Source organism: Enterococcus sp. AZ188, from assembly GCF_050544075.1.
Classification (GTDB): domain Bacteria; phylum Bacillota; class Bacilli; order Lactobacillales; family Enterococcaceae; genus Enterococcus_D; species Enterococcus_D entomosocium.
The window spans coordinates 2,861,827-2,886,326 of record NZ_CP172943.1 but is presented as its reverse complement, the minus strand read 5'-3'; the positions used below and the strand labels follow the sequence as shown (position 1 = coordinate 2,886,326).

General features: G+C 34.1%; 13 protein-coding genes and 8 pseudogenes. 11 read left to right on the top strand and 10 right to left on the bottom strand.

Annotated features, from left to right (window positions below; genetic code table 11):
* Positions 1-52 precede the first annotated feature (52 nt).
* From IGI86_RS13300 to IGI86_RS13285, 4 genes and pseudogenes are all read right to left on the bottom strand, one after another.
* Positions 53-1,276, bottom strand: a pseudogene (locus IGI86_RS13300) (IS110 family transposase).
* 411 nt (positions 1,277-1,687) lie between these two features.
* Positions 1,688-2,350, bottom strand: a pseudogene (locus IGI86_RS13295) (transposase); the annotation flags it as partial.
* Between the two features lie 133 nt (positions 2,351-2,483).
* Positions 2,484-2,894: a transposase gene (locus IGI86_RS13290; RefSeq protein WP_430617394.1), complete on the bottom strand. Its 411-nt coding sequence runs from the start codon at positions 2,892-2,894 to the stop codon at positions 2,484-2,486.
* A gap of 255 nt (positions 2,895-3,149) precedes the next feature.
* Positions 3,150-3,683 carry an IS110 family transposase gene (locus tag IGI86_RS13285; RefSeq protein ID WP_430617393.1) on the bottom strand — a complete coding sequence of 178 codons (534 nt, stop codon included), beginning with the start codon at positions 3,681-3,683 and terminating at the stop codon, positions 3,150-3,152.
* A gap of 868 nt (positions 3,684-4,551) precedes the next feature.
* On the opposite strand from IGI86_RS13285, the gene IGI86_RS13280 reads away from it, so the two are divergent.
* From IGI86_RS13280 to IGI86_RS13260, 5 genes are all read left to right on the top strand, one after another.
* Positions 4,552-5,232, top strand: coding sequence for a WxL domain-containing protein (locus IGI86_RS13280; RefSeq protein WP_430617392.1), 681 nt, complete (start codon positions 4,552-4,554; stop codon positions 5,230-5,232).
* Between the two features lie 89 nt (positions 5,233-5,321).
* Positions 5,322-5,612, top strand: a complete 291-nt coding sequence (locus IGI86_RS13275; RefSeq protein ID WP_430617391.1) for an LPXTG cell wall anchor domain-containing protein — start codon at positions 5,322-5,324, stop codon at positions 5,610-5,612.
* 202 nt (positions 5,613-5,814) lie between these two features.
* Positions 5,815-6,174 carry a DUF7006 family protein gene (locus IGI86_RS13270; protein ID WP_430617390.1) on the top strand — a complete coding sequence of 120 codons (360 nt, stop codon included), beginning with the start codon at positions 5,815-5,817 and terminating at the stop codon, positions 6,172-6,174.
* A gap of 39 nt (positions 6,175-6,213) precedes the next feature.
* Complete coding sequence (locus IGI86_RS13265; RefSeq protein WP_430617389.1) at positions 6,214-8,664, top strand: leucine-rich repeat protein; 2,451 nt, start codon at positions 6,214-6,216, stop codon at positions 8,662-8,664.
* Between the two features lie 472 nt (positions 8,665-9,136).
* A complete protein-coding gene (locus IGI86_RS13260) occupies positions 9,137-10,564 on the top strand; it encodes a hypothetical protein (RefSeq protein ID WP_430617387.1) in 1,428 nt (475 codons plus the stop codon).
* Positions 10,565-10,884: 320 nt separating this feature from the next.
* Here the strand turns inward: IGI86_RS13260 and IGI86_RS13255 are convergent.
* A pseudogene (locus IGI86_RS13255) lies at positions 10,885-12,046 on the bottom strand (IS3 family transposase); the annotation flags it as partial.
* Between the two features lie 522 nt (positions 12,047-12,568).
* Between IGI86_RS13255 and IGI86_RS13250 the strand changes: the two are divergent.
* From IGI86_RS13250 to IGI86_RS13240, 3 genes and pseudogenes are all read left to right on the top strand, one after another.
* Positions 12,569-12,796, top strand: coding sequence for a hypothetical protein (locus IGI86_RS13250; protein WP_430617386.1), 228 nt, complete (start codon positions 12,569-12,571; stop codon positions 12,794-12,796).
* A gap of 870 nt (positions 12,797-13,666) precedes the next feature.
* A complete protein-coding gene (locus tag IGI86_RS13245) occupies positions 13,667-14,011 on the top strand; it encodes a hypothetical protein (RefSeq protein WP_430617385.1) in 345 nt (114 codons plus the stop codon).
* 79 nt (positions 14,012-14,090) lie between these two features.
* A pseudogene (locus tag IGI86_RS13240) lies at positions 14,091-14,672 on the top strand (polysaccharide lyase family 1 protein).
* Positions 14,673-14,841: 169 nt separating this feature from the next.
* Here the strand turns inward: IGI86_RS13240 and IGI86_RS13235 are convergent.
* The 3 genes and pseudogenes from IGI86_RS13235 to IGI86_RS13225 all read right to left on the bottom strand — a co-directional run.
* A pseudogene (locus tag IGI86_RS13235) lies at positions 14,842-14,967 on the bottom strand (helix-turn-helix domain-containing protein); the annotation flags it as partial.
* Between the two features lie 149 nt (positions 14,968-15,116).
* Positions 15,117-16,367 carry an IS110 family transposase gene (locus tag IGI86_RS13230; RefSeq protein ID WP_430617384.1) on the bottom strand — a complete coding sequence of 417 codons (1,251 nt, stop codon included), beginning with the start codon at positions 16,365-16,367 and terminating at the stop codon, positions 15,117-15,119.
* A gap of 459 nt (positions 16,368-16,826) precedes the next feature.
* Positions 16,827-17,493: pseudogene (locus tag IGI86_RS13225) on the bottom strand (transposase); the annotation flags it as partial.
* A 762-nt stretch (positions 17,494-18,255) separates the two neighbouring features.
* Between IGI86_RS13225 and IGI86_RS13220 the strand changes: the two are divergent.
* The 3 genes from IGI86_RS13220 to IGI86_RS13210 all read left to right on the top strand — a co-directional run bounded on the left by IGI86_RS13220 (position 18,256) and on the right by IGI86_RS13210 (position 22,449).
* Positions 18,256-18,531 (top strand): hypothetical protein, encoded by a 276-nt coding sequence (locus IGI86_RS13220; protein WP_430617383.1) that lies wholly within the window; start codon positions 18,256-18,258, stop codon positions 18,529-18,531.
* Positions 18,524-19,552: a DUF916 and DUF3324 domain-containing protein gene (locus IGI86_RS13215; protein WP_430617380.1), complete on the top strand. Its 1,029-nt coding sequence runs from the start codon at positions 18,524-18,526 to the stop codon at positions 19,550-19,552. Before IGI86_RS13220 ends, IGI86_RS13215 begins: the two co-directional genes overlap by 8 nt.
* Before the next feature lie 398 nt (positions 19,553-19,950).
* Positions 19,951-22,449 (top strand): leucine-rich repeat protein, encoded by a 2,499-nt coding sequence (locus tag IGI86_RS13210; RefSeq protein ID WP_430617379.1) that lies wholly within the window; start codon positions 19,951-19,953, stop codon positions 22,447-22,449.
* A gap of 266 nt (positions 22,450-22,715) precedes the next feature.
* Here the strand turns inward: IGI86_RS13210 and IGI86_RS13205 are convergent.
* A pseudogene (locus IGI86_RS13205) lies at positions 22,716-23,021 on the bottom strand (transposase); the annotation flags it as partial.
* Positions 23,022-23,126: 105 nt separating this feature from the next.
* A pseudogene (locus tag IGI86_RS13200) lies at positions 23,127-24,323 on the bottom strand (IS110 family transposase).
* Positions 24,324-24,500: the final 177 nt, after the last annotated feature.

Sequence of the window (24,500 nt, the reverse complement as noted above, 5' to 3'; positions counted from 1 at the left end):
CCAAAATCAGTTTTTTTCAGGGAATTTCAAGGGGGGCGTCAATAACAGAATGTTATTTAGCTATCACGCTCCTTGGTGGCGTGTATAGTTGATGGTTACGTAGTAGCGTATCCACCAGACGCGTAAATTTTCTTGCGGTTAAGACGAGTGCTCGTTTGTGTTTATGTTTTGGGACCCCTTTACATTTGCTTTGATAAAAAGCTTTATATTCAGGAAGATAGTTTTTTACAGAGTTGGCAGCTTCAACTAAGTAGTATCTAAAATACCGATTCCCTTGTTTTGTCAGAGGTGTATTTGGTGACTGATAGTTACCAGATTGTTTGACTTTCCAACATAGGCCTGCGTATTTTGCCAATTTTGTTTGGTCTTCAAATCGTCCAATTTGACCGATTTCAGCGATTAATCCAGCAGCGTACGCTTTTCCAATACCTGGAACACTGGTCAAACATTGATATTCTGGAATAACGACAACTAAATTGCTCGATTGCTTAATACAAGCCTTTGATGTTTTTTTCACAAGTTTTTGAATTTCACGTACAAGAACACTTAGAACGAAATTGATGGATTCTTGTGTAAGACTACCTAAACGATAACTCATGGTAATTGCATATTGAATCGATTTGGCAATTTTTTCTGGATCTTTAAAGCGACCTTTTCCTTTTTCTTGTAGTAAGTCACAGAAGGCTTCCAAATAAGGCACAGCCAATTTATCTAGTGTAAAGTCTTCTGTCATAAGAGTAATGACAGTGGCACTGAAGAGCCTCGTCGATTCGTCGCGCATCTCTCGAGCAAGTGTATCGCATTTGTACGAGTCAATTGCTTAATGAGTTGATAGCGAGTGCATGCTAAAACGCTGTAAAGCCACGTACTTCTCTTCTTTAATAGGAGAAGCTGTGAACCGTTGAAAATGCAAGAAATCAGCAATTCTAAACGCGTCGTTTCGATCAGTCTTATCCTCATCAAACATGCGCCTGAATTGTTTCACCCGAAAAGGATTTTCAATCGTCACAAGTGTGTTGATTTTTTTTAGCTCTGTATCTTCATGGAAAAACATTGAAGGATGAAAGCTGTACATGGACGTAGATTCCATCCCAATAACGATTTGATCGAAGTGATAGTTTTCATTGAACTCAAGAATCAGTTCTCGTGTTAATGAAGCGCCCTCAATGTCATTAGCAACAGAGCTTTCAGTCAATATAGATAACTGATCGCCATCTGTTAGGAAGCAAACATCTAATTTTTCAGAACTAACGTCAATACCAACAAATAATTTCATGGAATAAGGACCTCCTTTCAATAGACATTTTGGAAAATGCTTCGATACTGTGGGATTCCCCAGAAACTCACTGTGTGGCTACGACCTAGCCTAATAGAATACGGTGATAAAAGTGCTAGACTTCCAACTATTATTTGGAAGTTTAGCACTTTATCGAGGCTCTTCGACATTTAGTGTTGGTAGTAAACTCATTTTTGGGTAACAGACTTATGAAGGTAGACAAAGCTACAGGACTGATTAGCAAATTCCCATATCGAAACAAATTTCGGAAGGAATGTGTTATTCAAAAAAATTTGTGTTTTATAAACACTTTAAAAGAAACTTACTTGGCAAATTATATTTTACGAGGACTGATGAGTTTTACAAAATCAAATCTGGGTCAGAATAAACCTCATTCTGACTCAGATTTTTTTAGTATCTTACTTTGAGCAATTGACTGATCAAAAAATTTTAATTCTCATGTTCTCAAATGATTTTAAATCCGTAGGCACCTCGTTTCATTGTCTTTATATGGGTATTCTTCGCTTCTATTTTTCCATTGGAGTAAGGATAGATCATCGAATTGATGACGCCTTCTTTATAGGTCAGAAGGTTTTTAAGCTTCTTCCGAAAGCCTCCGTTTAACGTTTCGGGAAGTTCTGCTAATAAGGAGAAAAACAAGTCAGGGTCTTTGTCTCGAAAGGCTTCAACTAATTCATGAAAAAATAAATACGCCTCCTTCAGGGGCGTAGAAAAGCCAAGCAATCGATCAATCATCATCGCTTCAGTAAGAAATGGGGATTTTGGCGCTTGGAAACTTTTCCATGTTTTGTATTCATAATGGTTAATGTTTGCACGATTTTTTAGCAAAAAGCGCCAGTTCTTTTTCAGTTTTTCTGCCTGATTTTTCTACCCTACTTTACGAAGCTCATTCATTTCATAGATACGCAACTCATTGAAAGACTGATTTATGTGTTTGACAATATGAAACCGATCAATCATTACTTTCGCATTTGGCAGAACACGTTTGGCGAGCTAGAAGTAGGTGGCGTTCATGTCTGTAACTAAGAATTCACCTTCTTCTGGATTGGTACAGCTGAAGCCTGCAAATAACTTGTCAAGAGGAAAGAAGAAGATTTTTTTCTATAGTGTTGCAAAAAAAGAAGACACAATAAAGAAGATCACCGCAAAGCGCCGATTTGAAACAATTGTTATTTTTAAGGTTTGATCAGAGGGTGGCTAAATGTTCCCTAACCCGCGCAAAGTAGATACGTAAGAATTTATTCGCATCAGCAGTCATACAAACAAAAAAAAGTTTCCCTACTTGGCGTTTCTTAGTGATAAAACAGTAAACTGGATCCTCTGCAGCTGCTCGTTTAATTAAAACACTCATAATCAAAAACAACGTTTTTCTCAGTTGTGCAGAACCTCGTTTAGAAGTTCTTACGCTACGCTGTTCATACGATCCTGATTGATTGACACCTGGATCAATACCTGCGAAAGCAGTCAGAGCTCCTCTGTGAGAAAAACGGCTTATATCACCAATTTCTGCAATTAATTGCGGACCTAATGAAACTCCGACACCTGTCATTTCAAGGACAATTTTGTATTCAGGCAGCTGGCTAGAGACTTCATTCATTTCTTTACGTAATTGTTCAATTATTTGTGCAACAAAATTTAAGTGAGAAACAGCCTGTTTTATAAAAATTTTGGTTATAGAATCTTTAGGTAATAAAGAAATGAGAGTTTTTGAAAAATCGTAGATTTGTTTAGGTTTGGCAGATTGGAACTTGTATTTATGACGACAACACCATTTGTAATATTTATCGGTGAATGCCTGTAAGGAAAGATTGGTAACACATTCTACATGCCAAAAAGTAGAGACAAAATCGTCCTATTTCTGACTGCCGTTTTTTGTCACCAAGCTAGTAAACACTGCGTCGATACCCGGAAACGTTTGATCCAGTATTCCGATTAAGTTGTTTTTAAGAGCAGTTTTCTGTTTGGTATAAAATCCATATTGTCTAGTAATTGTCTTTAGCTGGATTCTTAATTTATCTACTTCTGAATAAGGAGATAAATCAGACCAGTTATCTAAGCCATATTTAGCAATTTTAAGAGAATCTGCTTTATCTGATTTAACCTTACGTAGAGTGTTGTTTCCAAAGTCTTTAATTAGCTTGGGAGTTACAGCACTGACATAAAAGCCAGCAGATGATAGAGCGTAAGCAAGGGCTTCATGATAACGACGGGTGTGTTCCATAATAATTTTGGTCTCACCTTCAAGCTTAGAAAGCTTTTGAACTAGTAACTTAATTCCAGTATCTGTATGAATCACCTCAAAAGGACTGTAAACCACTTCACCAAAAGGACTAAGAGCGGCAACGACACTTTTTCCTTTTGAGATATCAATACCTACTGCGTTCAATAATATCAACTCCTTCAGTTCGATTGTTTTAATGGAAACCAGAGAAACTCATTGCCTATTCAATCGACTGGGTGTGACACGAATATACTGAATTATCAGCAGTTCAACCTGCATAAAACCAAAGCTGTAATGAAAAGCTGGCTGGCATTCTTCCGAAAGGACGTGAAAGTCCAAGAAATAAGCGTGCCCGACCAATACCTTTTCATTTTAACAGCCTAAGCAATTATGGGGATAAAGAACCTATAAGAGCTCTAAATCTCCATATTTATAATAGTAGTAGAAATAGCTTGTTAATCGAGGTAATTTACGCTTCGGCAAGACATCAATTAGTTTTCCTATTTTCCCATTTTCAAAAATAAATCTCGTTTTTTCTGCAGAATTCTATCGATTTGAACCTATTATGACCAAAGACTTGAGATTACGCTTATAAATGTTGGTTGAACGTTTTTTAACAGGTATGCAGTATACGCTGGAGGGGCACATCAGAGACTAAATAGAAATCGGCAATTTCTATTCTTGTCAAAATATTTGCTAGTTCAAACGTAGATTGAGTCTTTGAATTTTTTAAAGAATAGCAGTTTTCATAAAACTAGTCCTACTGATCTTTGAACGCCGATTGACATTTTTGATTGAATAAGTAATCCCGAACAATCTTCTAGTATAGTGATTTATGGAAATATCAATTTTGGTTAGATTATTCTTTAAGAAAGCAAAATTATAATTGTTATTTTAATACTCATAAATACAAGTTAGAATGCTATTCAAAAAATTCAAAAAAAAAAAAAAAATGATTTTGTTAATAAATCAAAAGACAGTATCATGTAATTGTTGTTAACAACATATTTTATTTTAAAAGGAGAATCAGTTAATGTTATACAAAAAATTAATTTCTAGTTCTATCATTTTATCAACTTTAGGTGTTATTGGATTAGGCTCTTTGGAGGCATATGCTCAAGATGCATCATCACAAGGAATCCTGTCTGTTCTTGAAGTAACTGATCCAGTAGCTCCTCCGGTTGATCCAGGTGACGGTGAAGACGGTGAAGACGGTGGGGGAATAGTTGATCCAGGAGAACCTTCAAATCCAGGAGAAATTGGAATTTCAAAAGTAACTGATTGGAATTTTGGAACTCTGGAAAACTACGATCCGAGTTTAGGGGCAACAATGGTAGCATCACGTAGTGAAAATAATACTTTTAATCATGTTATTGTGGATGATAAAAGAGAAGACTCTGGTTCTTGGTCATTATCAGTAAGCAGTGATGCTTTTAGATCAGGTGAGAAATCTTTGACCGGAACAACGATTAAAATGAACTCATTGTCTGCAAATAACTATAACACAAGTGCTTTATTTAGTGGGCCTGGATCTTTACAGCTCTTACAAGATAATGAGAGTATGGAGGTTCTAACGGCGATTAGTGGAGCCGATGGATTTACAACTATTTCATTAGGTGAAGTAGAGTTATCCATTCCAAAGCACCAAAATATCGCAGAAGGTGAAGAATACACATCTGTTATTACTTGGAACCTGACGTCAGAGCCAGCTTGATTTTTAGTATGAGGGTGTGTTTGGGTAACCAACACACCCATTTATATATATCCATACATAAAATTAAAGCAGAAAGTAGTGTGGTTTAAATGCAAATTACAAATAAATTAACTTCTCTTGGAAGGGGATTTATTTATACAATTTTGTTGTCAAGTCTGTTTTTTTTACCAATCAAAGCCTTTGGATCAGAAAATTCACATGCTAGTTTTAAAGTAGAAAATGTTGGACCTATTGAAGAGCTAAACGGAAAAATAACAGGAATTCTACCAAGTACAAATGAACTAAATAGTGGTTCCTTGGTTATTATGGGTATATTATTATTACTGTTGATTTTGTTTTTTTATTTAGTTAAGCGTAATAAAAAAGTGCTTGATAATTAATCATACAAAGAATGATTAATTTGCATTTTTTGTTTTTGCTTTTGCTTGAAATTTTTAAATCTATATTTAACAGACATCATTAATAAAGATAAATAAAACAAGTAAAGTGTAGATCCCAAAAGATTTGAGATTTATTGGTACTATATATTTAAAATAAAACTTGTTCCATATTTTTTTATAACTTAAAAAGGAGGAACCTTATTTGATTGAAATTAATGATAGGAATCATTATATCAGGAGATGGAAAAGCTTGTTCAATGATGCGGGGATGGGGTCCCATCCGAATTTGATGAAATATGTTGACAATCTTTTTATTGATTTTAAATTTTTTGAAGAAATAGTAAGTAAAGAAAATCTATGGCAAACCTTGGCTGTTTTAATTGGAATAGATTCAAAATTAAACATTATCTATTCATTGTTAAATAAAGCTGATCTATTTGGTTTAAAAGAAAATCAAATTTTGGAAATAGTAGAAAAAGATTATCTCTTTTATACAAAAGAATCTTTTGGATTTAAATTAAACGAAGAACCTAATTTCTCGTTTTTATTCAATGTTAAGTAGTTACTTATTAGATAAATAATGAAAGAAGAGGAGTTTAAAATGATCAAAAAGCCTTACTGGGTATGCTATATAAGTATGTTGTTGTTGTTGTCATCCTATGTAACTAGTCCAGTTCAAATTATTGCTCAAGAAATATCTGAGAGAGAAAGTGTTACTGAGGATGTTACACAAACATCAGAATTGATTGAGAATCAAGAAGAGGTTATTCATGAAAAAAAATTAAAAAGTGAATCTATATTTGATTTTAAAAATGATTCAGATGAGGAAACTGAGTTGATTGATCTTGAAGATTCGAATTTTGAAATTAGTAAGGCGATCGTTGAATCATCAGGCATGCGCAACAACCACGAGGAAGTATCCATTACGACGGGGAGTTCTGCTACTTTAAGTACAATGACCGATTCGCTTATAGCAATAGGCGTGGATATAACAAAGATAAAAAAGCTCACCGTAAAGGGGATGACGAGTGTTTCTGGACCTTGGCTGGGACTGGGACATACTATATTAGCAAACTATACTAGCTTGGAGTATCTTGAATTGAGTGATGTAGTAACGGTGGGTAGCTATGCGTTCTCTGGAGCTGCATCTGTTATAGAGTTATATTTGCCAAAAGCTCTGTCGATAGGAACTGGCGCTTTAAGGGGCATGAATAATATAAACAGACTAGAAGCACCCGAAGTAAGATCTATTTCAGCCGGAAATTTTGACAGGGGAAACAACACTTTGATGTATTTAATTACACCAAAATGGGGAAATATTGACGTAAATCTTTTCGACGCTTTTGCACAAGGAACTTTATATGAGCTATCTTCTGGTAGCTTTAATACGATACTGGGTGCTAGCGTCTTTAGCGCTTTAAGGAAGCAAACTATAAATAGAAACGTTGGAAATGCAGGAACAACTCTTGACTTAGGCGGCATATATACTACGTTTATTAATGTAAGAGAATTAACAGTTAATGATTTTTCTGCAATGAACGCAAATAACGTATGGGGGCAACATACTGGGCTTATAGAATCAGTATCAAGTGATTCTCTAACAGAGGTTAATTTTGGCAATAAGTTTCCTAACTTGTCAAAAATAGATTTTGAGGAGAAGCTGACAGTTGTTAGGAATAGTGCTTTTTCTGGTACCAAGATAACAACGCTTAACTTGAAGAGCGTAGGATTGCTAGAACCAAATGGATTCTTAGGAGCAGCTGCGCTTAAAGAGGTCTTTTTACCTTCGCTACCTTCACTAGTATCGGGTGCTACTACGATACCAGCTAGTCTCAAATTTGTGGGACTTAGTAGTTCAAATTTAGAAATATTTAGAGCAACAGCTATTGCCAATCCTAGTACTTTGTTTGCAGTAACTGAGAAAGTAACTTTACCCTTGAGGGATAGGATAGTTCCTGCAGGTCTGGCTGCCATGTTGGAAGCAGATTTTAGCTCTTTTATGCTTAATGACAGCTTCGAAAGTACGGAATTTTCAGCGGAGTATTTATGGTACTTTGAGGGAAACGTGATAGGCGATTCTGCTAATTACTTAATCTCAGATATGAATGAGAGCAATGTCGGTTCTTACAGCTATGGAGTAAACATAAAAGGAACCACCGGACTAAGTTTTGAAACTTCTTTGGTTTCCGAGACAGCACAGGTTGATTTACAAAAAGCACAAGTTGAGTTTATGTCTGATTTTTCAATTTCATCTGCTATTGGAAATTTGGAGGAATTATCTATAACATTTAAGAGTAACACAGCGAGCTCAAATCCCAGGTTTGAAATTTATATTCCAGAGTTTTTGACGATTGATCTTCATAATATAAAGTTAGTGCAAGTTTTATTTGGAGAAGCTCTTCAATCGGCGACATATACATTTGATAATCAAGTACTATCAATCTCGGACTTTTCATTGATTGGGGATGAGGTTGATTATCGAATAGACATCCCTATCATGCCAATAGGTTTGAATAGTGAAAATGAAAAAATTCAAGTGAAGTATAGTGGTCACGATTTTCAATCTGTTCAAGCTTCCGGAGAGATTTCAATTGAGTCTGGAGAATTTAAAGTATCAATTCCGAATATTATTAATTTTGGTGAAGTATCAATTAGCTCATCGCACATTAATTCGAGTATTGAGAAAGTTGATCAATTAGATATTGATATTATTAGCTTTACGGGTATTGAAGAATCTTGGGAAATTATGGTTAGTGCAACACCTTTTAAAAATAAAGATGGAAAAGAAATTGATGAGGGAATCATAAGATTAGTTTATCAGCAAGATGAAGATTTAAAAAGCTTGTCAGACGAACTATTGTTTTCTGAGGGATACTTATCGGGAAATCTATCATATGATTTTCAAACCAATTTATGGGAAAACAACTCTCATGTTATATCTCAAATGCAACATGAAGGGTTTAAAATATTTGTCGGGAATGAATACTATAAATTAGAAGAAAAGCAGTCCTACACTGCAGAAGTGAATTTTACCATTCTATATTCCCCTTAATTATATGCCTTAGACGGGGTTAAAAAAAATTTAGCGTTGGTGGGACATATACTGATGTTCTATCAACGTTTTTATTTGAAAAAAATCACAAAAACTTTATAACTATGTTTTAATATCGCTTGAGCTAATTTATAAAAGTTTGTTGATCAATGAGAATGACTATTATGCTCTCATTTTTTACCTAATTCCTTACTCACTTTTATACATCTAAATCCTCGTCACTAAATGAAATTGATAAAAAATTTTTACAATTTCTTTTATAATTTATCCTGCTACTTATGAGGAATTATTCTTTTGTATATAAAAGGTGCATAGTGTTAAATAGTTGTTAAATTCGATTTCTAATAGTATTATTCTTAACTAAGCAGATTACATATCCTTAATTAAATAAAGAATATTTTTTTGGAATGTAATTTTATATAAAATATGAATAATCATCTTATTAAATTAATTTATTGTTAGGAGCAGGTAGATGGTTTTAGAAAAGAACATAAAAAGATATTTAGATTTGATCACGCAAGTGTATTATCAAAAGAATCACAGCATGTATAAAAATACTCTGAGAGATTCATTAGGGATATCAGTTAAAACAATGGATTCGGACATAGAAAAAATCAATCATATATTTTATGATGATTTCATTTCTCAAAAAAATAATCAAATTGTGTTAAATTTGGATGTAAATCAAGGGTTAAAGCAAATTTATAAAAGTATTATTAAAACATCAACCGTTGTGTCCTATTTTTTTGAAGTTTCCATGTATCACTTGACTTTGTCTGAAATATACAATGACTTATATTTAAGTGAATCTATGGAGTATAGATTGAGAAAAGCATGGAACAATCACTTTGTAAATAAAAATTACAATGTAGCGTTTGTTTTTAATAATGAAACAAAAAAAATAGATTTAATCGGTGATGAGAATACCATAAGATCACTCATGAGATATATGTTGTATGAATTGTTAATAGAAGATTTATATGATAACTTACAATATCAGGAAATTAATGAAATCGTTGAATTAATATCAAATAAAAAAAAGCTAAATATAAACTATGTTGCAAAGGACTTAGTATCAGGTGCTCTTTTTATTTCTCTAATACGAATTTCTCAAGGATATGAGACAGATTTTAAAGCTGATTCCACTCTCAAGTCGCTTTTTAAATATATCTCTAAAGAACCTCAGATTGTTAAGAAAATCAATGATATATTCAATGTGAAATTTTCTCTAAAAGTTTTAAGTGATGTTTTTTGTGGAAGATTATCTGATTTGATTAAATTATTAGGTTATAATAATAAAAGAATTGGATTTGATAATAGTAGGAAACTAGTGTCATTTGTATCTGCATATTCTAGGAGTATTTACAATAAAGATATTTATCTGAAAAAAAATGAAGTAAACTTATTAAAAGGAATTTGTAATTTTTCTGATTTTCAGGTGTCGTCTTTTATTTATAGCCCGCACGAGTTATATTGGAGATGGGTTGCTTCTGAAAAAGCAAAAGATGCATTTAACAGCTTAATAATTTCATATAGGATGACAGTTGACCTGCCAACGACTGAAAAGAAGATAGAGTTTTTCTTTGCTCTTAATAACATGTTGAATTTTGGTAATTTAGAAGAAAGTATAAGCAACACAAAAATTTTGATAGTCAGCAGATACCCACCTTACTATCAGAAACGTATAGAAACTGCTATAAATGAAAGGTACCATGAATTTGTAGACTTAATGATATATGAAGATAGTTTGAGTAAATTAGATGAACAGATCATTTCTTCATATGACTTTATCATATCAGAATTTAGACTTCCATCTTTTTCAGATAAGCATATTTACTTTCCAGAAATTCTTTCTGATGAGTTCATATACAATTTAGATGATATTGTTTTTCACTTCTAGACCTAGTATAGATAGATATTTTTTTATCTTTTTTCAATAAGTACTGATGAGTTTTTCAAAATCAAATCCGGGTCAGAATCATTTTTATCTGGATCGGAATTTTTTGCTGTTTCACTTTAATCAACTTATTTGATCAGAAAGGTTCTGTGACCATATTCTCAAATTGATTTAAATCCTTAGGATAATTGTTTCATTGTCTTGATGTTTGGTTTCTTCTATTCAATTTTCCATTGGATTAATGATAAATCATCGCATTGAAAATTAATTCTTCATAGGTCATAAGGTTTCTAATTTTATCAAAAAAACAATCATTTACGGATTCAGCAATTTCTTCCAAAATTCTTCTGAAATTTAAGAGGACTCAGTCCTCTTAAAGATAACTTTATTATATGATTATTATATAAATAGATGTAGTCATCCAAATGTTTCATCAACTGATTGATTGCCGTATTTTTCCAATCATCTTGGTAGAAAAAAATTTTTTGAATCTTCCGAAGAAACCTTCGGATGCCGAGTTATCTGATGAGCAGTATTTTTTGGAAATGGAGTGGGCAAGTTCGCTTATTCATTTATTCGATCAACCCGGCTATCGATAAAGAACACTACGATCAGAATGAATGATTGGATACTCATGGTCTCAAAGGGTAGCTAATCCATTGTCCAAAATTTTATTCACTAATTGTGTATCTTGCTTTGTTCTAATAGTCCAACTATTATCGCATCACCATAGCAATAGACAAGAGGTGACAAATAGACTTTCCCTGCGGTAATTCTAAACTCAGTACTATCTGTCAACCATATTTCATTCGGGTTTTCTGCAGTGAAGTTGAGATTCAAAAAATTTGGTTGTGTGGGAGTAATCTCTCCAGAATTCGAAGAGTATTTTTGCGTTTAGAAAATTTAACAACTAGATTTTCCTCGAACATCAACTTATGTGCGACTTTTTCTGAAAGTATTTTAACCATATTTTTTTAAGCTTGGCGAATTCTGCGGTAACCGTAAGCGCAGAAGTTACTGTTGAAAATCGTGACAATTTATTTTGAAGTTCTTTGAAATACTTATCCGGTTTTTCAAGGATTTGTCTCTTATAAAAGTAGCTACTTTTAGACAACTGGAGCTGTTGAAGGAGCTCCTTCAAGTTGAACCTATTTCGTAAGACATCAATCAGTATCGTCTTTTCTTGATTTGATAGATAGAAAAGGATGATGCTTTTTTCTTTTTTTATCAGTTCAGCCGCTCCTTCGAGTAATGCTTTCACAAGCTGTAATAGGGGTACTTGTTCTTGTAATTCTTTTACTTATCTTAATAGTGATTCTTTCTGTTTTAATTGATCTTAGAAGACATACACAGTGGGGAATCCTTTCCAAGATAAGTATTCTTCCATTGATATAAAGCAACCCTACTGATGGCCTTGGCTTCAGCTAATCCTTTTCAGCTGGTTTGAGGTTTATAGAACCTTTTCAACACATCCTCTTTCTGATTTTAACTTTACAGTACTTTTAAGATTGAATTTTCAATGAGGCAGTTCTTTTAAAGTAATTATTTTTCTGTATAGGTGTAATTATTCAATATGTTGTCAGAACTAATTGATTAGAATTCTACACGTCTTCGATTGATTTGTATAGTTCTGTATCTTAATACTGTTTTCTTAAAGGTAGATGTTTTTTATTTACAGTTCGTAATTCCCTTATATTAGAGACCTCTCTAATATAATTCAAAAAATTTTTTAGTGTTCAATACTTGCCAAGATTTTGGATACCCAACTCTTTTTATGCATTTTTGGTGCATGATTTTTCTGAAGTAAAATTAAAGTTTTTAATAATTACTTGAATTTAGTTTATAGACTACTTCATTTTTTTCTTCTTTAAGAAAAAGTAGACTTTAAAAAATGATTTCTATCAGGTAAAATGTGTTTAATCGACTTTGTAAAGTTAAAATATTCAGTTTTATTAAAAACAATAATATTCAAGTAATTAATTTAAAAATTAAGAATAGAGGGATAAAATGAACAATGCAATTAATCAATCTTGGACTGATGGTAGATTGTATGAAGTAACTTTCACATCTGAAGTGAATGATAGATTATTTAGCAGAATGTGTGTGATTAACATTGATAAAAGTGAAACCGAACTTCTAAACTGGTTTGGTGATAACTTAACCCAAATAAAAAACATTGACATAAATTATTTAGGGGATGTTTGGATAGAAAACAATCGTATCCAACTTGTATAGTATCGGTGCGCGTTATTTACTAATAATAATTAACAACTATGATTTTAAATGTGTATTAATAGTTACTGCGTTTACACATGGTTTATATATATACTAAATAATAAAAATCAGTTTGTCTAAGTTCTTCATCTACAGCTATAGTCATTATAATTGCCAAATAATACAAACAAAATATTTAAAATCATTTGCGAAAAAATTATAGAGAGGACGTTCGTTTTAAATACCCATAAGAGCTCTATAATTGATGTTGTTTAATCAATCAAACTAGATTATCAGCCTTTTATATTATAGAGACTCTAATATGTGCTGTAAAAGCCTGGTTATCATGATCTATAAATTACAAGAAGTACAAATTAAAGATAATGTAGTTACCCAAAAATTATTCTTTTTTGGAGTCTTCAAGGTTTTGAGATTCCAAGGATAATTAGACAATTAGTCAAGAGAATAAGTTGAATTCTTTCAAATTCACTAGGAGCTAGATAGCCAAGGGTAGAACGTATACGTTTTTTTGTTATAGTAAGTTTTAAAATTTTTAAATATCACCATTTGAGTCTGATTGATATCTCTGAACTGAGCATTATCGATCAGCGCTCTTTTTATTTTTTTTTAAAATTTCACCAAAGCGTGCTTCTTTTTAAGTATAATATATTCTACAATGAGCGACTACTCTGAATAATAAAAGCCATTATATTTTTACTTATCACTATAATTTTACTGAAAAATGGTAGAATAATAAATTCAATAATTTCATCGGACCCGCATATAATCGATAACAAAATAAAATGATACTATTTATAATTTTAATTAGAAGTTCGGCCGGTTTCTATAAAATAATAGATAGGAGATTAGTATGAGTAAACAAATTTTATTATGTCTGTTAATTTTTTTGGGGTGGCTTCGAATGTTGAAGCAGCAGAGATTTCGGATAATAGCTTTGGGGTTGTTAGTTATTCTTCAGGAACATTAGATGGGCAAATTGGTATTCAAATTTCCGTCAAAACATCACATGATTTTCGAGAGGCCATACACGGTGATTTACCGGCGACTATTCATGTTAATAGTAAAATCGATTTAACAGATCTATTTATCTTTTCTCCTAGAGTAATTGTAAATGTTGGGTCAAACAAATCAATTATTGGTGTCAGCCCTAATGATGAAATCACCGGCGGTGGATTGAGAATTCGCGACCAAGATCAAGTGATTATCACAATTTGAAGTTAACAAATGCCCTATCTTTTGATGGGGTGAGTATCCCGATGGCAGAGGGGGAATTCAAACGGATGCGCAAAGTCGTTTGAATCCGGGTGACTTCACCGAAATCGATGCCTTTACCATTGAAGATAGTCGACATGTTTGGGTTGATCATAATTATTTTTCTGATGAGCCATGGATTGCAGCTGAGGTGCCTACTGGAAGCAATCGCCAGGATGGATTAATCGACATCAAGTGAGGGTCAAATTGGGTCACCATTTCAAATAATATTTTTACCAATCATAATAAAACGACTTTGGTAGGACATTCTGATTCAAATGCAACGCAAGATATGGATAAAGTGAAAGTTACATTTGCTTATATTTGGTTTAAGGGGACAGAACAAAGAAATCCTCGTGTTCGTTTTGGGGAAGTGCATGTTTTAAATAACCTGTATACGGATATTTCAAGCTATGGAATTGGTGTGGAGGTGAGTGCGCAAGTCATTGCTGAAGAGAACGTATTTATCAATAGTAGCTATGATCAAGATCAATCTGGAAAATATCAAGAAGTACCTTCTCATGGAATTAACTGGAGCCCAAACGATTATTACTTGTTACCATCAATTCCTGTAAATGAAGTTGAAGCCTATGTGCGAGTTACTGCCGGACCATGTGCAGTGTGAGTAACTTATAAATAAGTTATGACTTAGATTTATTTCTTAGAATGTATCTTCTTCAATTTAATTATCGAATATTTTTCTTTTTCTAATACAAAAAAGAGGGATTGAAAATCGAGGAATAAAATGATGTTTTTACTTTAAAACTTTCTTTTCCTTTCTATATGTTTTTTATTCAGAGAATAATATTATTAGCGAAATCTCTTTTAATTTTATATACGGTTTGTCTGGTAATATTATAGTTTTTAGAAATAGTTGATATTGCAGCTCCATTTTTTAGATCCTCAACGATGCTTTTATGGCTCTTTGTCAATAACTCTAATGGTAATAAGTCAAGTTGAAGATTGGGAATATTTTTATTGTGTAATTTGTTTTGAAGTGCACTTAACTAGCCCCGGCCAAAATCAGTTTTTTTCAGGGAATTTCAAGGGGGGCGTCAATAACAGAATGTTATTTAGCTATCACGTTCCTTGGTGGCGTGTATAGTTGATGGTCACGTAGTAGCGTATCCACCAGACGCGTAAATTTTCTTGCGGTTAAGACGAGTGCTCGTTTGTGTTTATGTTTTGGGACCTCTTTACATTTGATTTGATAAAAAGCTTTATATTCAGGAAAATAGTTTTTTACAGAGTTGGCAGCTTCAACTAAGTAGTATCTAAAATACCGATTCCCTTGTTTTGTCAGAGGTGTATTTTGTGACTGATAGTTACCAGATTGTTTGACTTTCCAACATAGGCCTGCGTATTTTGCCAATTTTGTTTGGTCTTCAAATCGTTCAATTTGACCGATTTCAGCGATTAATCCAGCAGCGTATACCTTTCCAATACCTGGAACACTGGTCAAACATTGATATTCTGGAATAACGATAACTAATTGCTCGATTGCTTTATCCAAGTCTTTGATGCTCTTTTCAAGTGCTTGAATTTCACGTACAAGAACACTTAGAACGACATTGATGGATTCTTGTGCAAGACTACCTAAACGATAACTCATGGTAATTGCACGTTGAATCGATTTGGCAATTTTTTCTGGATCTTTAAAGCGACCTTTTCCTTTTTCTTGTAGTAAGTCACAGAAGGCTTCCAAAGGAAGCTCAACCAATTCATCTAGTGTGAAGTCCACTGTCATAAGGGTAATGACAGTGGCACTAAAGAGACTTGTCGATTCGTCGCGCATTTCTCGAGCAAGTGTATTGCATTTGTACGTTAGATTTTCCAGAAAGTGTTGTTTTATACGAGTCAATTGCTTAATGAGTTGATAGCGAGTGCGTGTTAAGCGCTGTAAAGCCATGTACTTCTCTTCTTTGATAGGAGAAGTTGTGAACCGTTGAATACGCAAGAAATCAACAATTCTAAACGCGTCGTTTCGATCAGTCTTATCCTCATCAAACATGCGACTGAATTGTTTCACTCGAAAAGGATTTTCAATCGTCACAAGTGTGTTGAGTTTTTTTAGCTCTGTATCTTCATGGTAAAACATTGAAGGATGAAAGCTGTACATGGACGTAGATTCCATCCCAATAACGATTTGATCGAAGTGATAGTTTTCATTGAACTCAAGAATCAGTTCTCGTGTTAATGAAACGCCTTCAATGTCATTAGCAACAGAGTTTTCAGTCAATATAGATAGCTGATCGTCATCTGTTAGGAAGCAAACATCTAATTTTTCAGAATTAACGTCAATACCAACAAATAATTTCATGGAATAAGGACCTCCTTTCAATAGACATTTTGGAAAATGCTTCGATACTGTGGGATTCCCCAGAAACTCAATGTGTGGCTACGACCTAGCCTAATAGAATACGATGATAATAGGGCTAGAAGCTGCCTTCCAACTACTATTTGGAAGGCTAGCACTTTATCGAAACAGCTAATGAGTTGGTAGTAAACACAGTGCTTTGGGTAACAGACTTATGAAGGTAGGCAAAGCTACAGGACTGATTAGCAAATTCCCGTTGGATCCTTTCCATATATCCATTGTACTCTGAGAAATTACACAATAATGAAACAAATTCCGAAAGGAATGTGTTATTCAAAAAATTTGTGTTTTATAAACACTTTAAAAGAAACTTACTTGGCAAAATATATTTTACAAGGACTGATGAGTTGTTCAAAATCAAATCTGGGTCAGAATGAACCTCATTCTGGCTCAGATTTTTTGTTATCTCACATTGATTAATTGATTGATCAAAAAATTCTAATTCTCATGTTCTCAAATGATTTAAATCCGTAGGAACCTCGTTTCATTGTCTTTATATGGGTATTCTTCGCTTCTATTTTTCCACTGGAGTAAGGATAGATCATCGAATTGATGATGCCTTCTTCATAGGTCAGAAGATTTTTAAGCTTCTCCCGAAAGCCCTGTCTAACGTTTCGGGAAGCTCTGCTAATAAGGAGAAAAACAAGTCAGGGTCTTTGTCTCGAAAGGCTTCAACTAATTCATGAAAAAATAAATGCGCCTCCTTCAGGGGCGTAGGAAAGCCAAGCAATCGATCAATCATCATTGCTTCAGTAAGAAATGGGTATTTTGGTGCTCAGAAACTTTTCCATGTTTTGTATTCATAATGGTTGATGTTTGCACGATTTTTTAGCAAAAAGTGCCAGTTATTTTTCAGTTTTTCTGCCTGGCTTTTCTGTCCTGCTTTACGAAGTTCATTCATTTCACGGATACGCAGCTCATTGAACGCTTGATTTATGTGTTTGACAATATGAAACCGATGAATCACTATTTTCGCTTTTGGCAGAACACGTTTGGTGAACTGGAAGTAGGTGGCGTTCATGTCTGTAACTAAAAATTCACCTTCTTCTGGATTGGTACACCCAATGAACAAAAAAAATTAACAAACGGTCGTGAGATCGAAAATTTCTCTATTTTTGGAAAAATTGATTTTTTAAACAGCTTCAAAAAGTTTAAAATACATTATATAGTTTAGTATGAGTTTTTCTTCATTTAAACATTTGCACAAGTTATCGCTTAACAAGGAGCAATAACCATTATTGTAATGAAAAATCGTAAGAATCACCATCAGTTGAGAGCGGAGAAGATATGGTCGGTAGATTTGTGTTAGTACTGGAAGAAACTTCAATTATGGTGTAATCAGCATTAAAAAAAATGATTAGAACTATGAAACGATTAACAGTTACGATATTAGTATAGTAGTTTTTAAGGCTCCAACACGAGTTTGAAATAATACCTTCGGTCGCAGTAAAGTTGATAATCAACGAGAAGATTATTGTTCCTAGGCTCTATCAATAAGGAATGCCGCAATTCAAAAGAATATGAATCTATTAACTGGTCCAGCTATTTCACTATGTTCATTATTCGCAAACAACTATATTATCAATATCACTTTTAGTTTTCCAAGATCGCTACAACTATTACAAAACAATGATATTGTGGAAGTAGTATTGAGCATACTAGCAAATCCAAATATCTCAGGAAATGCATAATACTTTTCGGTCAGTACTTGGAACTTAATATTCTAACAACTATCATCAATCATGTTTGAAGCATGTGTTTTAGTCATTCAACATATGCCTTTTGAATAAAAAATCGTACACAAGAAAAGATGGAAAGCAGGGAGATTAAATTGAGAGCTACTATCAATAAAAGTATAAGGCGTCTAAGTTTCTTATTACTGACTAGTACTATTTTCTCTTCAAAAATAGCCTTTGGTTCAGAGAAATCTCACGCGGCGTTCAGAGTCGAAAATGTCGGGAAAAATGAACATGCAGGAAATTTAGCAAGTGCTATTTTGCCAAGTACGAATGAACTTTATACTGACTTACTACTCATTGTTGGAATCGTAATGACACTCTTAGCACTGGCTCTTATTCAACATAAGAAAGGAAGTTCATATGAATAATAAAATTAATAAATATCTATTTTTGATAATCTTGTTATTTTCATTTTCGCAAATACAAAATAAAGTTTATGCCGAAGAGAACATGGCTCCCACGTTTACAGTAAAAGCAAATTTGCCGGATAATCAAGAAGAAGATGTGAGTGGTTATTTTCATCTATCAATGATATCTGGTAAGACACAAGAAGTAACTGTCGATGTGACTAACACGACGGACGAAACGATCACTGTAAGTGCAAATATAGCAACTGCGACAACAAACTCCAATGGTGTTCTAAACTATCAAAATACTGAAGAAACTATAGATGATAGCGTTGTTTTAAATTTCGAAGATTTTTCTTTACTTTCGGAAAATGAAGTAATTTTACAAGAATTTGAAACGAAGACAGTGACTCTTTCAATCAAGATTCCAGAAACAGATTTTGAAGGTCAAATTCTAGGGGGGATTTCTTTTGAGGAAAAGAAATCAGAGGACGAGGAAGAGCAATCATCAATGGTCGTTAATCGTTTTTCATATACTATTGCGGTAATGATTGAATTAGGGGATGAAATGCCTGAGAACGAAATTCAACTAAATGAAATTTATGCAGCACAACGTTCAGGTTTCAACTTTATTGAACTGAATGTACAAAACACCACTGCGAAACTCATTTCCTCTCTATCTGTCGAGGCAGAAATCTTTCGATACGGGGAAGAAATACCGTTATATTCGGCTAATCGAACAGGATTAAAAATGGCACCAAATTCGAATTTTAATTATGGTATTGATTTACAGCAGACACCTATTCTGGCAGCAGACTATGTTGCAAAAGTGACGATTATGGCCGATGAAAAAAGGTATGAATTTGAAGAAATGTTTTCGATTACAACCGATGAGGCACAGCATTTAAATGAGTCTGCGGTTTTAATTGAAGTTAAAAGTAATAATACGTTTGTCTATGTCATGATCTCTATAGCCCTAGCAATCTTATTCGGATTAGTAGTACTTATTTTAATAAAAAAGTACAAATCAAATGAAAAGTAGATAGGAGATTTGCAGATTGATTGAAATTAAAGACCAAAACCATTATTTACAAAAATTGTCAGCTATATTTATTGAATTATAAATAGCTCAGTATGCTGTAGGAGAAAAGTACATCAACAATTCTTAAGCCGAGTTATAAAAAATGGAAGATAAGTTGATTGAAAAGGCTTTTGGCATGTCTTTCCAGTTCGAATTGGCATAAATTCGAACTGGAATACTTTACAATCAATCATTATAGTTTATGAGAAGATTTTATTGATGTGATCTAGATATTATTAATTGTCGAGAATGGTGATCAATTTTGTATAAAAAATTTGGATTTAGACTATATGAAAAACATAACATCTCAATTTTAGCTCATCTGAAATGATTTATTTTTAAGAGAAAGGAGATTAAGAATGAGAGAAAAACGAAAGGTATTTTCAATTTATGTCAGTCTTACAATGATTTTGTCGACTTATCTTATAACTCCACTGCAGATTTCAGCCCGAGAAATTGAAAATGGACAAGAACAAACTACTTATTTAATTGAACAAGAAGAGAAAAAAATTTTTGAAACGGAAGAAGCTGTACTTGATTCTCTTGAAATAGATGTATTAGATTCAGCGGAAATAGCCGAAATGATCGATAGCAAGGAAGAATCAGCAGAACTTGAAGAAGATGCAGAGATCAGTGAAGAAGAATCTGAATTGGCCAGTGATGAGCTAGAAACGGAGACTATGGTTGATCGATCGGATGGGTATTCACATGTAGAGTCTTCAGCTGGTGTAATAGTGGTCACGACGCCTGCAGATGCGACGGTTGAAACATTAGCAGAATATTTAAAAGAGTATTTTCAAGATGGTGAAGTAGATTCTTTGACTGTAAAAGGGATGAAAGATACCGGTGAAGGTTCAAACCGCGAAGGGTTTGGATTGGCTTATTTTTCAAGTATTGTGTATTTAGAATTAAGTGATGTGGAAAATGTAGGTCAAGCTGCTATCATACATGTGAATAACTTGACTGAAATTTATCTTCCAAGTGCTAAGGTAATTGGACCAGTTGCTTTTTGGGGATGTAATAGTCTTTTGAAACTTACTGCTCCAGTAGTTGAGGAGATTGGTATAAATGCTTTTTCTGACGTTGGAAAATTAGAAATATTGTATACTCCAGAATGGCACATGACTAGTGACGCGTTATCTATTTTTGGTGAATACTCTTTTGGTCCACGAGATTCTCTCGAAGAAGTAACTATTAAATCTTTATCGGAAAATGAGTTTAATGTAAATACTCTTTCTAATGTTGAAAAACTAACATTAACATCTTCTATATATGATGGATGGTCAGATTCTAATAGTTTTTTAGTTTTTTCAAATACATCAGAATTGAATCTTCCTAATATTACTAGGCTTGGAGAGTGGTGGGAAAATTCGGACAATTTAACAGTTATTAACGCTGAATCAGTTAAAGCTCTAGGAACAAGATCTTTAGCTTCCTTACCAAATGTAAAAAAAATAGAGCTGCCTGCTCTAGAGAGCTTAGAAAATCCATATGTTTTCGAAGGAAGTGGATTTATTGAATTGATCTTTCCTTCGTTAACGGCTATTTCAAACAAAGATGCTTTTTCTAATGCAGAAAGTCTTATTGAAATTTATATTCCCAAAGTCAATGAAATTGAAGACGGGTTGCGTTTTTCACAAAGTGTTGAATTAATAGGAACTAGTTCTTCTAAATTAAACATATTAGAAAGCGTAGTGAATGAATATCCAAGCATACTAATTGCTGCTACTGAAACGAATGACTTGCTTTTTCTTGAAGATAGACAGATTTTTGAATCTAACTCTGAAACATTAACTTCAGATTTGAGTGCGTACATTCTCAATGAGGATCTTTCTCAAACGAGATTTGATTTGAGCTATAATTGGTTCTTTGAAGAAACCTTGATTGGTGATTCAAGTACATACACGATTAACAATATGGCACAAAATAATGTGGGTGGGTATCAGTATTCTGTTAGTCTAACTTCCAAAGGCGCGTCCTTATATTCTGGCATTAGAGTATCCCGGAGAGCACAAATTGACATTATTAAAGAGATTGTCTTTACATCTGACTTTGCAGTATCTTCTTCTATTGGTGAACTACAAGAGACAGAAATCCATTTTACAAGCAATTCGACCAATATTAATGCGACGATACAAATTTCTATCCCTGATTCAATAGTAGTTGATGTTCGAAATATTGAGGTCTATCTTGATAATAATGGTATGGATGTCCCGTTAGGAGTAACCGCTATCATGGAAAATCAAGTGATTTCAATCGCTACATTTCCGCTAATAGCTGGGTTTAATTATCATATAGTTGTTCCATTAATGCCAATAGGATTAAGCGACAGTGATCGAATTGGTGTTAGGGTGGACTGTCTTTACGGTTCAGTGGAGACATCTGGAACAGTGGTGATCACATCCGGAGAATTTACTGTATCAATACCTAATCAAATTCGTTTCGAAGAAGTGTCTTTAGATAATTCTTCGATAAATTCAACGATAGAGAAACAGAGCCAATTAACCATTGATCTTAAAAGTTTTACTGGACTTCATGAAACATGGGAAATCATGGTACAGGCTGCACCTTTTGTAGATAGTTACAATCAGGTGGTTGACGAGAGTAGCATGCGTCTCGTATACAAAGAAGGGGATCAAATACTTGATTTGTCAGAGGCACTTTTACTGTCATCTGGAAGATTCACAGGAGATATATCGTATGATTTTCAAACAGATCTCTGGGAAAATAACACACAAGAGGTTAAACAACTGCAAGAAGAGGGGTTCCATATTCATATAGGGAACGACTATTATAAGTTACAAGAGAATCAAGTTTACACAACAGAAATGACCTTTACAATCCAATATTCACCTTGATAGATTCTACTTTCAAAAAAATGAAAGTTATATGTGAAATGAATGCTACTCATTACTTTTACTTTGTTGGCGGACAAGAGCAAGAAGTTAGTCGCAAGAGTGATTTAGAGAACAAGGATCAAACTGTTCATTTTGTTAGGCCAAAACGTGAAGAAGAACTACTGAAAATAGGCAGTACAACCAAAAAGATTAGCACAATACTATTTGGCTCTTTGACATCTAATGTTGGTAGAGAAAGATACAACTGAAAATTTAGTCATAACCAGTTAGGCAGAGTGCTTAACTGGTTTTTGTTTTACTTGGAAGATTAAGCCTTGAATGAGATAAATTCTTGCTCGAAAGTTGTGGAAATTTCGATAGCCGTAGGCTACTCGTTTTATCACTTTTATCTTGTTGTTTGTTCCTTCCAATGCCCCATTACTATACCTGGTTTTTAAAGCATATTGAATCCCTGATTTGTATTTATTTAAAAACGTCAGCTTCTTACAAAACCATTGTGGGAGGCGTTGATCTAAGCTGTTGATCGTATCGAAAAAGCTTTGGCTGTCCTTGTGTTTAAAGTGATAGAGGAGACAAACTATATTAAGTCAATGAAAAACTAAAAATTTTTGAGCTGGTTTTATGAGCCATTCCTGTGTACAACAAATAGACCTGAAGCTTCTAAAATTTTTGAAACCTCAGTTGACAACCATCTTGTCTTCTTCGTAAAATTCTCCCGTCTTTAAGGTGCGAAAGATGATTCGCACTAACTTTTTGACAACGTGGGAAATCGCAACGTTGTATTGTTTTCCTTCGTCTCGCTTCTTCTGGAAGTATGTCTTCATGGATGGAGACCAAATGGCGCATAAACGGGCAGCTTCGTGCAACGCCCACCGCAATTGGGAAGAGCCCCGTTTAACCATGTGACCGTTCTCTGTTTGATTTTCCCCAGAGGTACTGATTGAAGGCTCTGATCCTGCGAAAGCTAACAGTTGAGCGGGTGTCTTGAAGTTGTGAATGGAGCGAATTTCCGCAAGAATCACAGCGCCTAGCTTAACGCCAATACCAGGAATGGTTAACAGTGGAGAATCAATCTCTTTCATAAGCGCTGCGACCTCTTTATCAGCGGCTTCACGAAGATCCGTAAGGTGTTTGATCAAGTCGATCGTCTGAAGTAACTCAAACTCTAGTGCTGGTGAAGATTGTCCAATTGAAGAAGCTGCGAGTTGCTTAAGATCTAACGCTTCCTTTCTGCCGATTTTTCCTCGAGAAGAGCGGTGAAGGATATTTGTTAACTTCGTCAAGTGAGCGTTAGCCAGCTTTTCTGGCGAGGGAAAGGATCAGAGCATCTCGTATATGTAGCGATTATGAAGTGCGTTCGTACCTTTTAAAGTAGGTGAAAGCTCAGGAAACAGAATGTCTAATAAGCGGATATAATGAATTTTTTGTTTGGTGCAATCCTGTTTCAACCGGTTCACGTTGCGAGTGGCATACTTCAACTCGATCATAGTCGTATCCGCATCAAACAGTTTTTTATCGATATCGTCGCGTAATTTTCGGGCGATCGTCAGGGCATCTTTTTTATCAGTCTTGGTCTTTCTTAGAGAGTGTGATTTCGCAAACTCTTTGATCAAAAAAGGATTATAGCTGAAAGTCGGATAGCCATTGGTACGTAGGAATCGAAGGATGTTAAACGAGTAATGCCCAGTGTCTTCTAAAGCAATTTGGATACTCTGGCCAGTGGAAACGCTCAAGTTTTCCAGCGCCATTTGAAGCTGGGTAAAGCCTTCACGATTATTCGCAATTTGCAGGTGACGGATAAAAATTTCTCCCTCACTATCAATGACTGCTAAATCGTGTTTGTACTTGGCAACGTCAATTCCAACATAAAGCATGACAAACCACTCCTTGTGTAATAATTGTGCGCTATGATCCACGTTCTCAATGCCGATGTAACCTTGCAAAATTAAGCGTTACAGTCCTGCCATACGCTAACAAACTTATTAACAATCTGACAAAGAGTTGTGGTTAGAGCCTCCTCGAACCAGTCATCCAAATGGAGCTGTTGGAGC

What these genes read in the sequence shown, in the direction of transcription:
- IGI86_RS13290 (WP_430617394.1), bottom strand. Translation starts at nt 2,894, where the DNA reads ATGAATGAAGTCTCTAGCCAGCTGCCTGAATACAAAATTGTCCTTGAA.
- IGI86_RS13280 (WP_430617392.1), top strand. Translation starts at nt 4,552, where the DNA reads ATGTTATACAAAAAATTAATTTCTAGTTCTATCATTTTATCAACTTTA.
- IGI86_RS13275 (WP_430617391.1), top strand. Translation starts at nt 5,322, where the DNA reads ATGCAAATTACAAATAAATTAACTTCTCTTGGAAGGGGATTTATTTAT.
- IGI86_RS13265 (WP_430617389.1), top strand. Translation starts at nt 6,214, where the DNA reads ATGATCAAAAAGCCTTACTGGGTATGCTATATAAGTATGTTGTTGTTG.
- IGI86_RS13260 (WP_430617387.1), top strand. Translation starts at nt 9,137, where the DNA reads ATGGTTTTAGAAAAGAACATAAAAAGATATTTAGATTTGATCACGCAA.
- IGI86_RS13250 (WP_430617386.1), top strand. Translation starts at nt 12,569, where the DNA reads ATGAACAATGCAATTAATCAATCTTGGACTGATGGTAGATTGTATGAA.
- IGI86_RS13245 (WP_430617385.1), top strand. Translation starts at nt 13,667, where the DNA reads ATGTCTGTTAATTTTTTTGGGGTGGCTTCGAATGTTGAAGCAGCAGAG.
- IGI86_RS13230 (WP_430617384.1), bottom strand. Translation starts at nt 16,367, where the DNA reads ATGAAATTATTTGTTGGTATTGACGTTAATTCTGAAAAATTAGATGTT.
- IGI86_RS13215 (WP_430617380.1), top strand. Translation starts at nt 18,524, where the DNA reads ATGAATAATAAAATTAATAAATATCTATTTTTGATAATCTTGTTATTT.
- IGI86_RS13210 (WP_430617379.1), top strand. Translation starts at nt 19,951, where the DNA reads ATGAGAGAAAAACGAAAGGTATTTTCAATTTATGTCAGTCTTACAATG.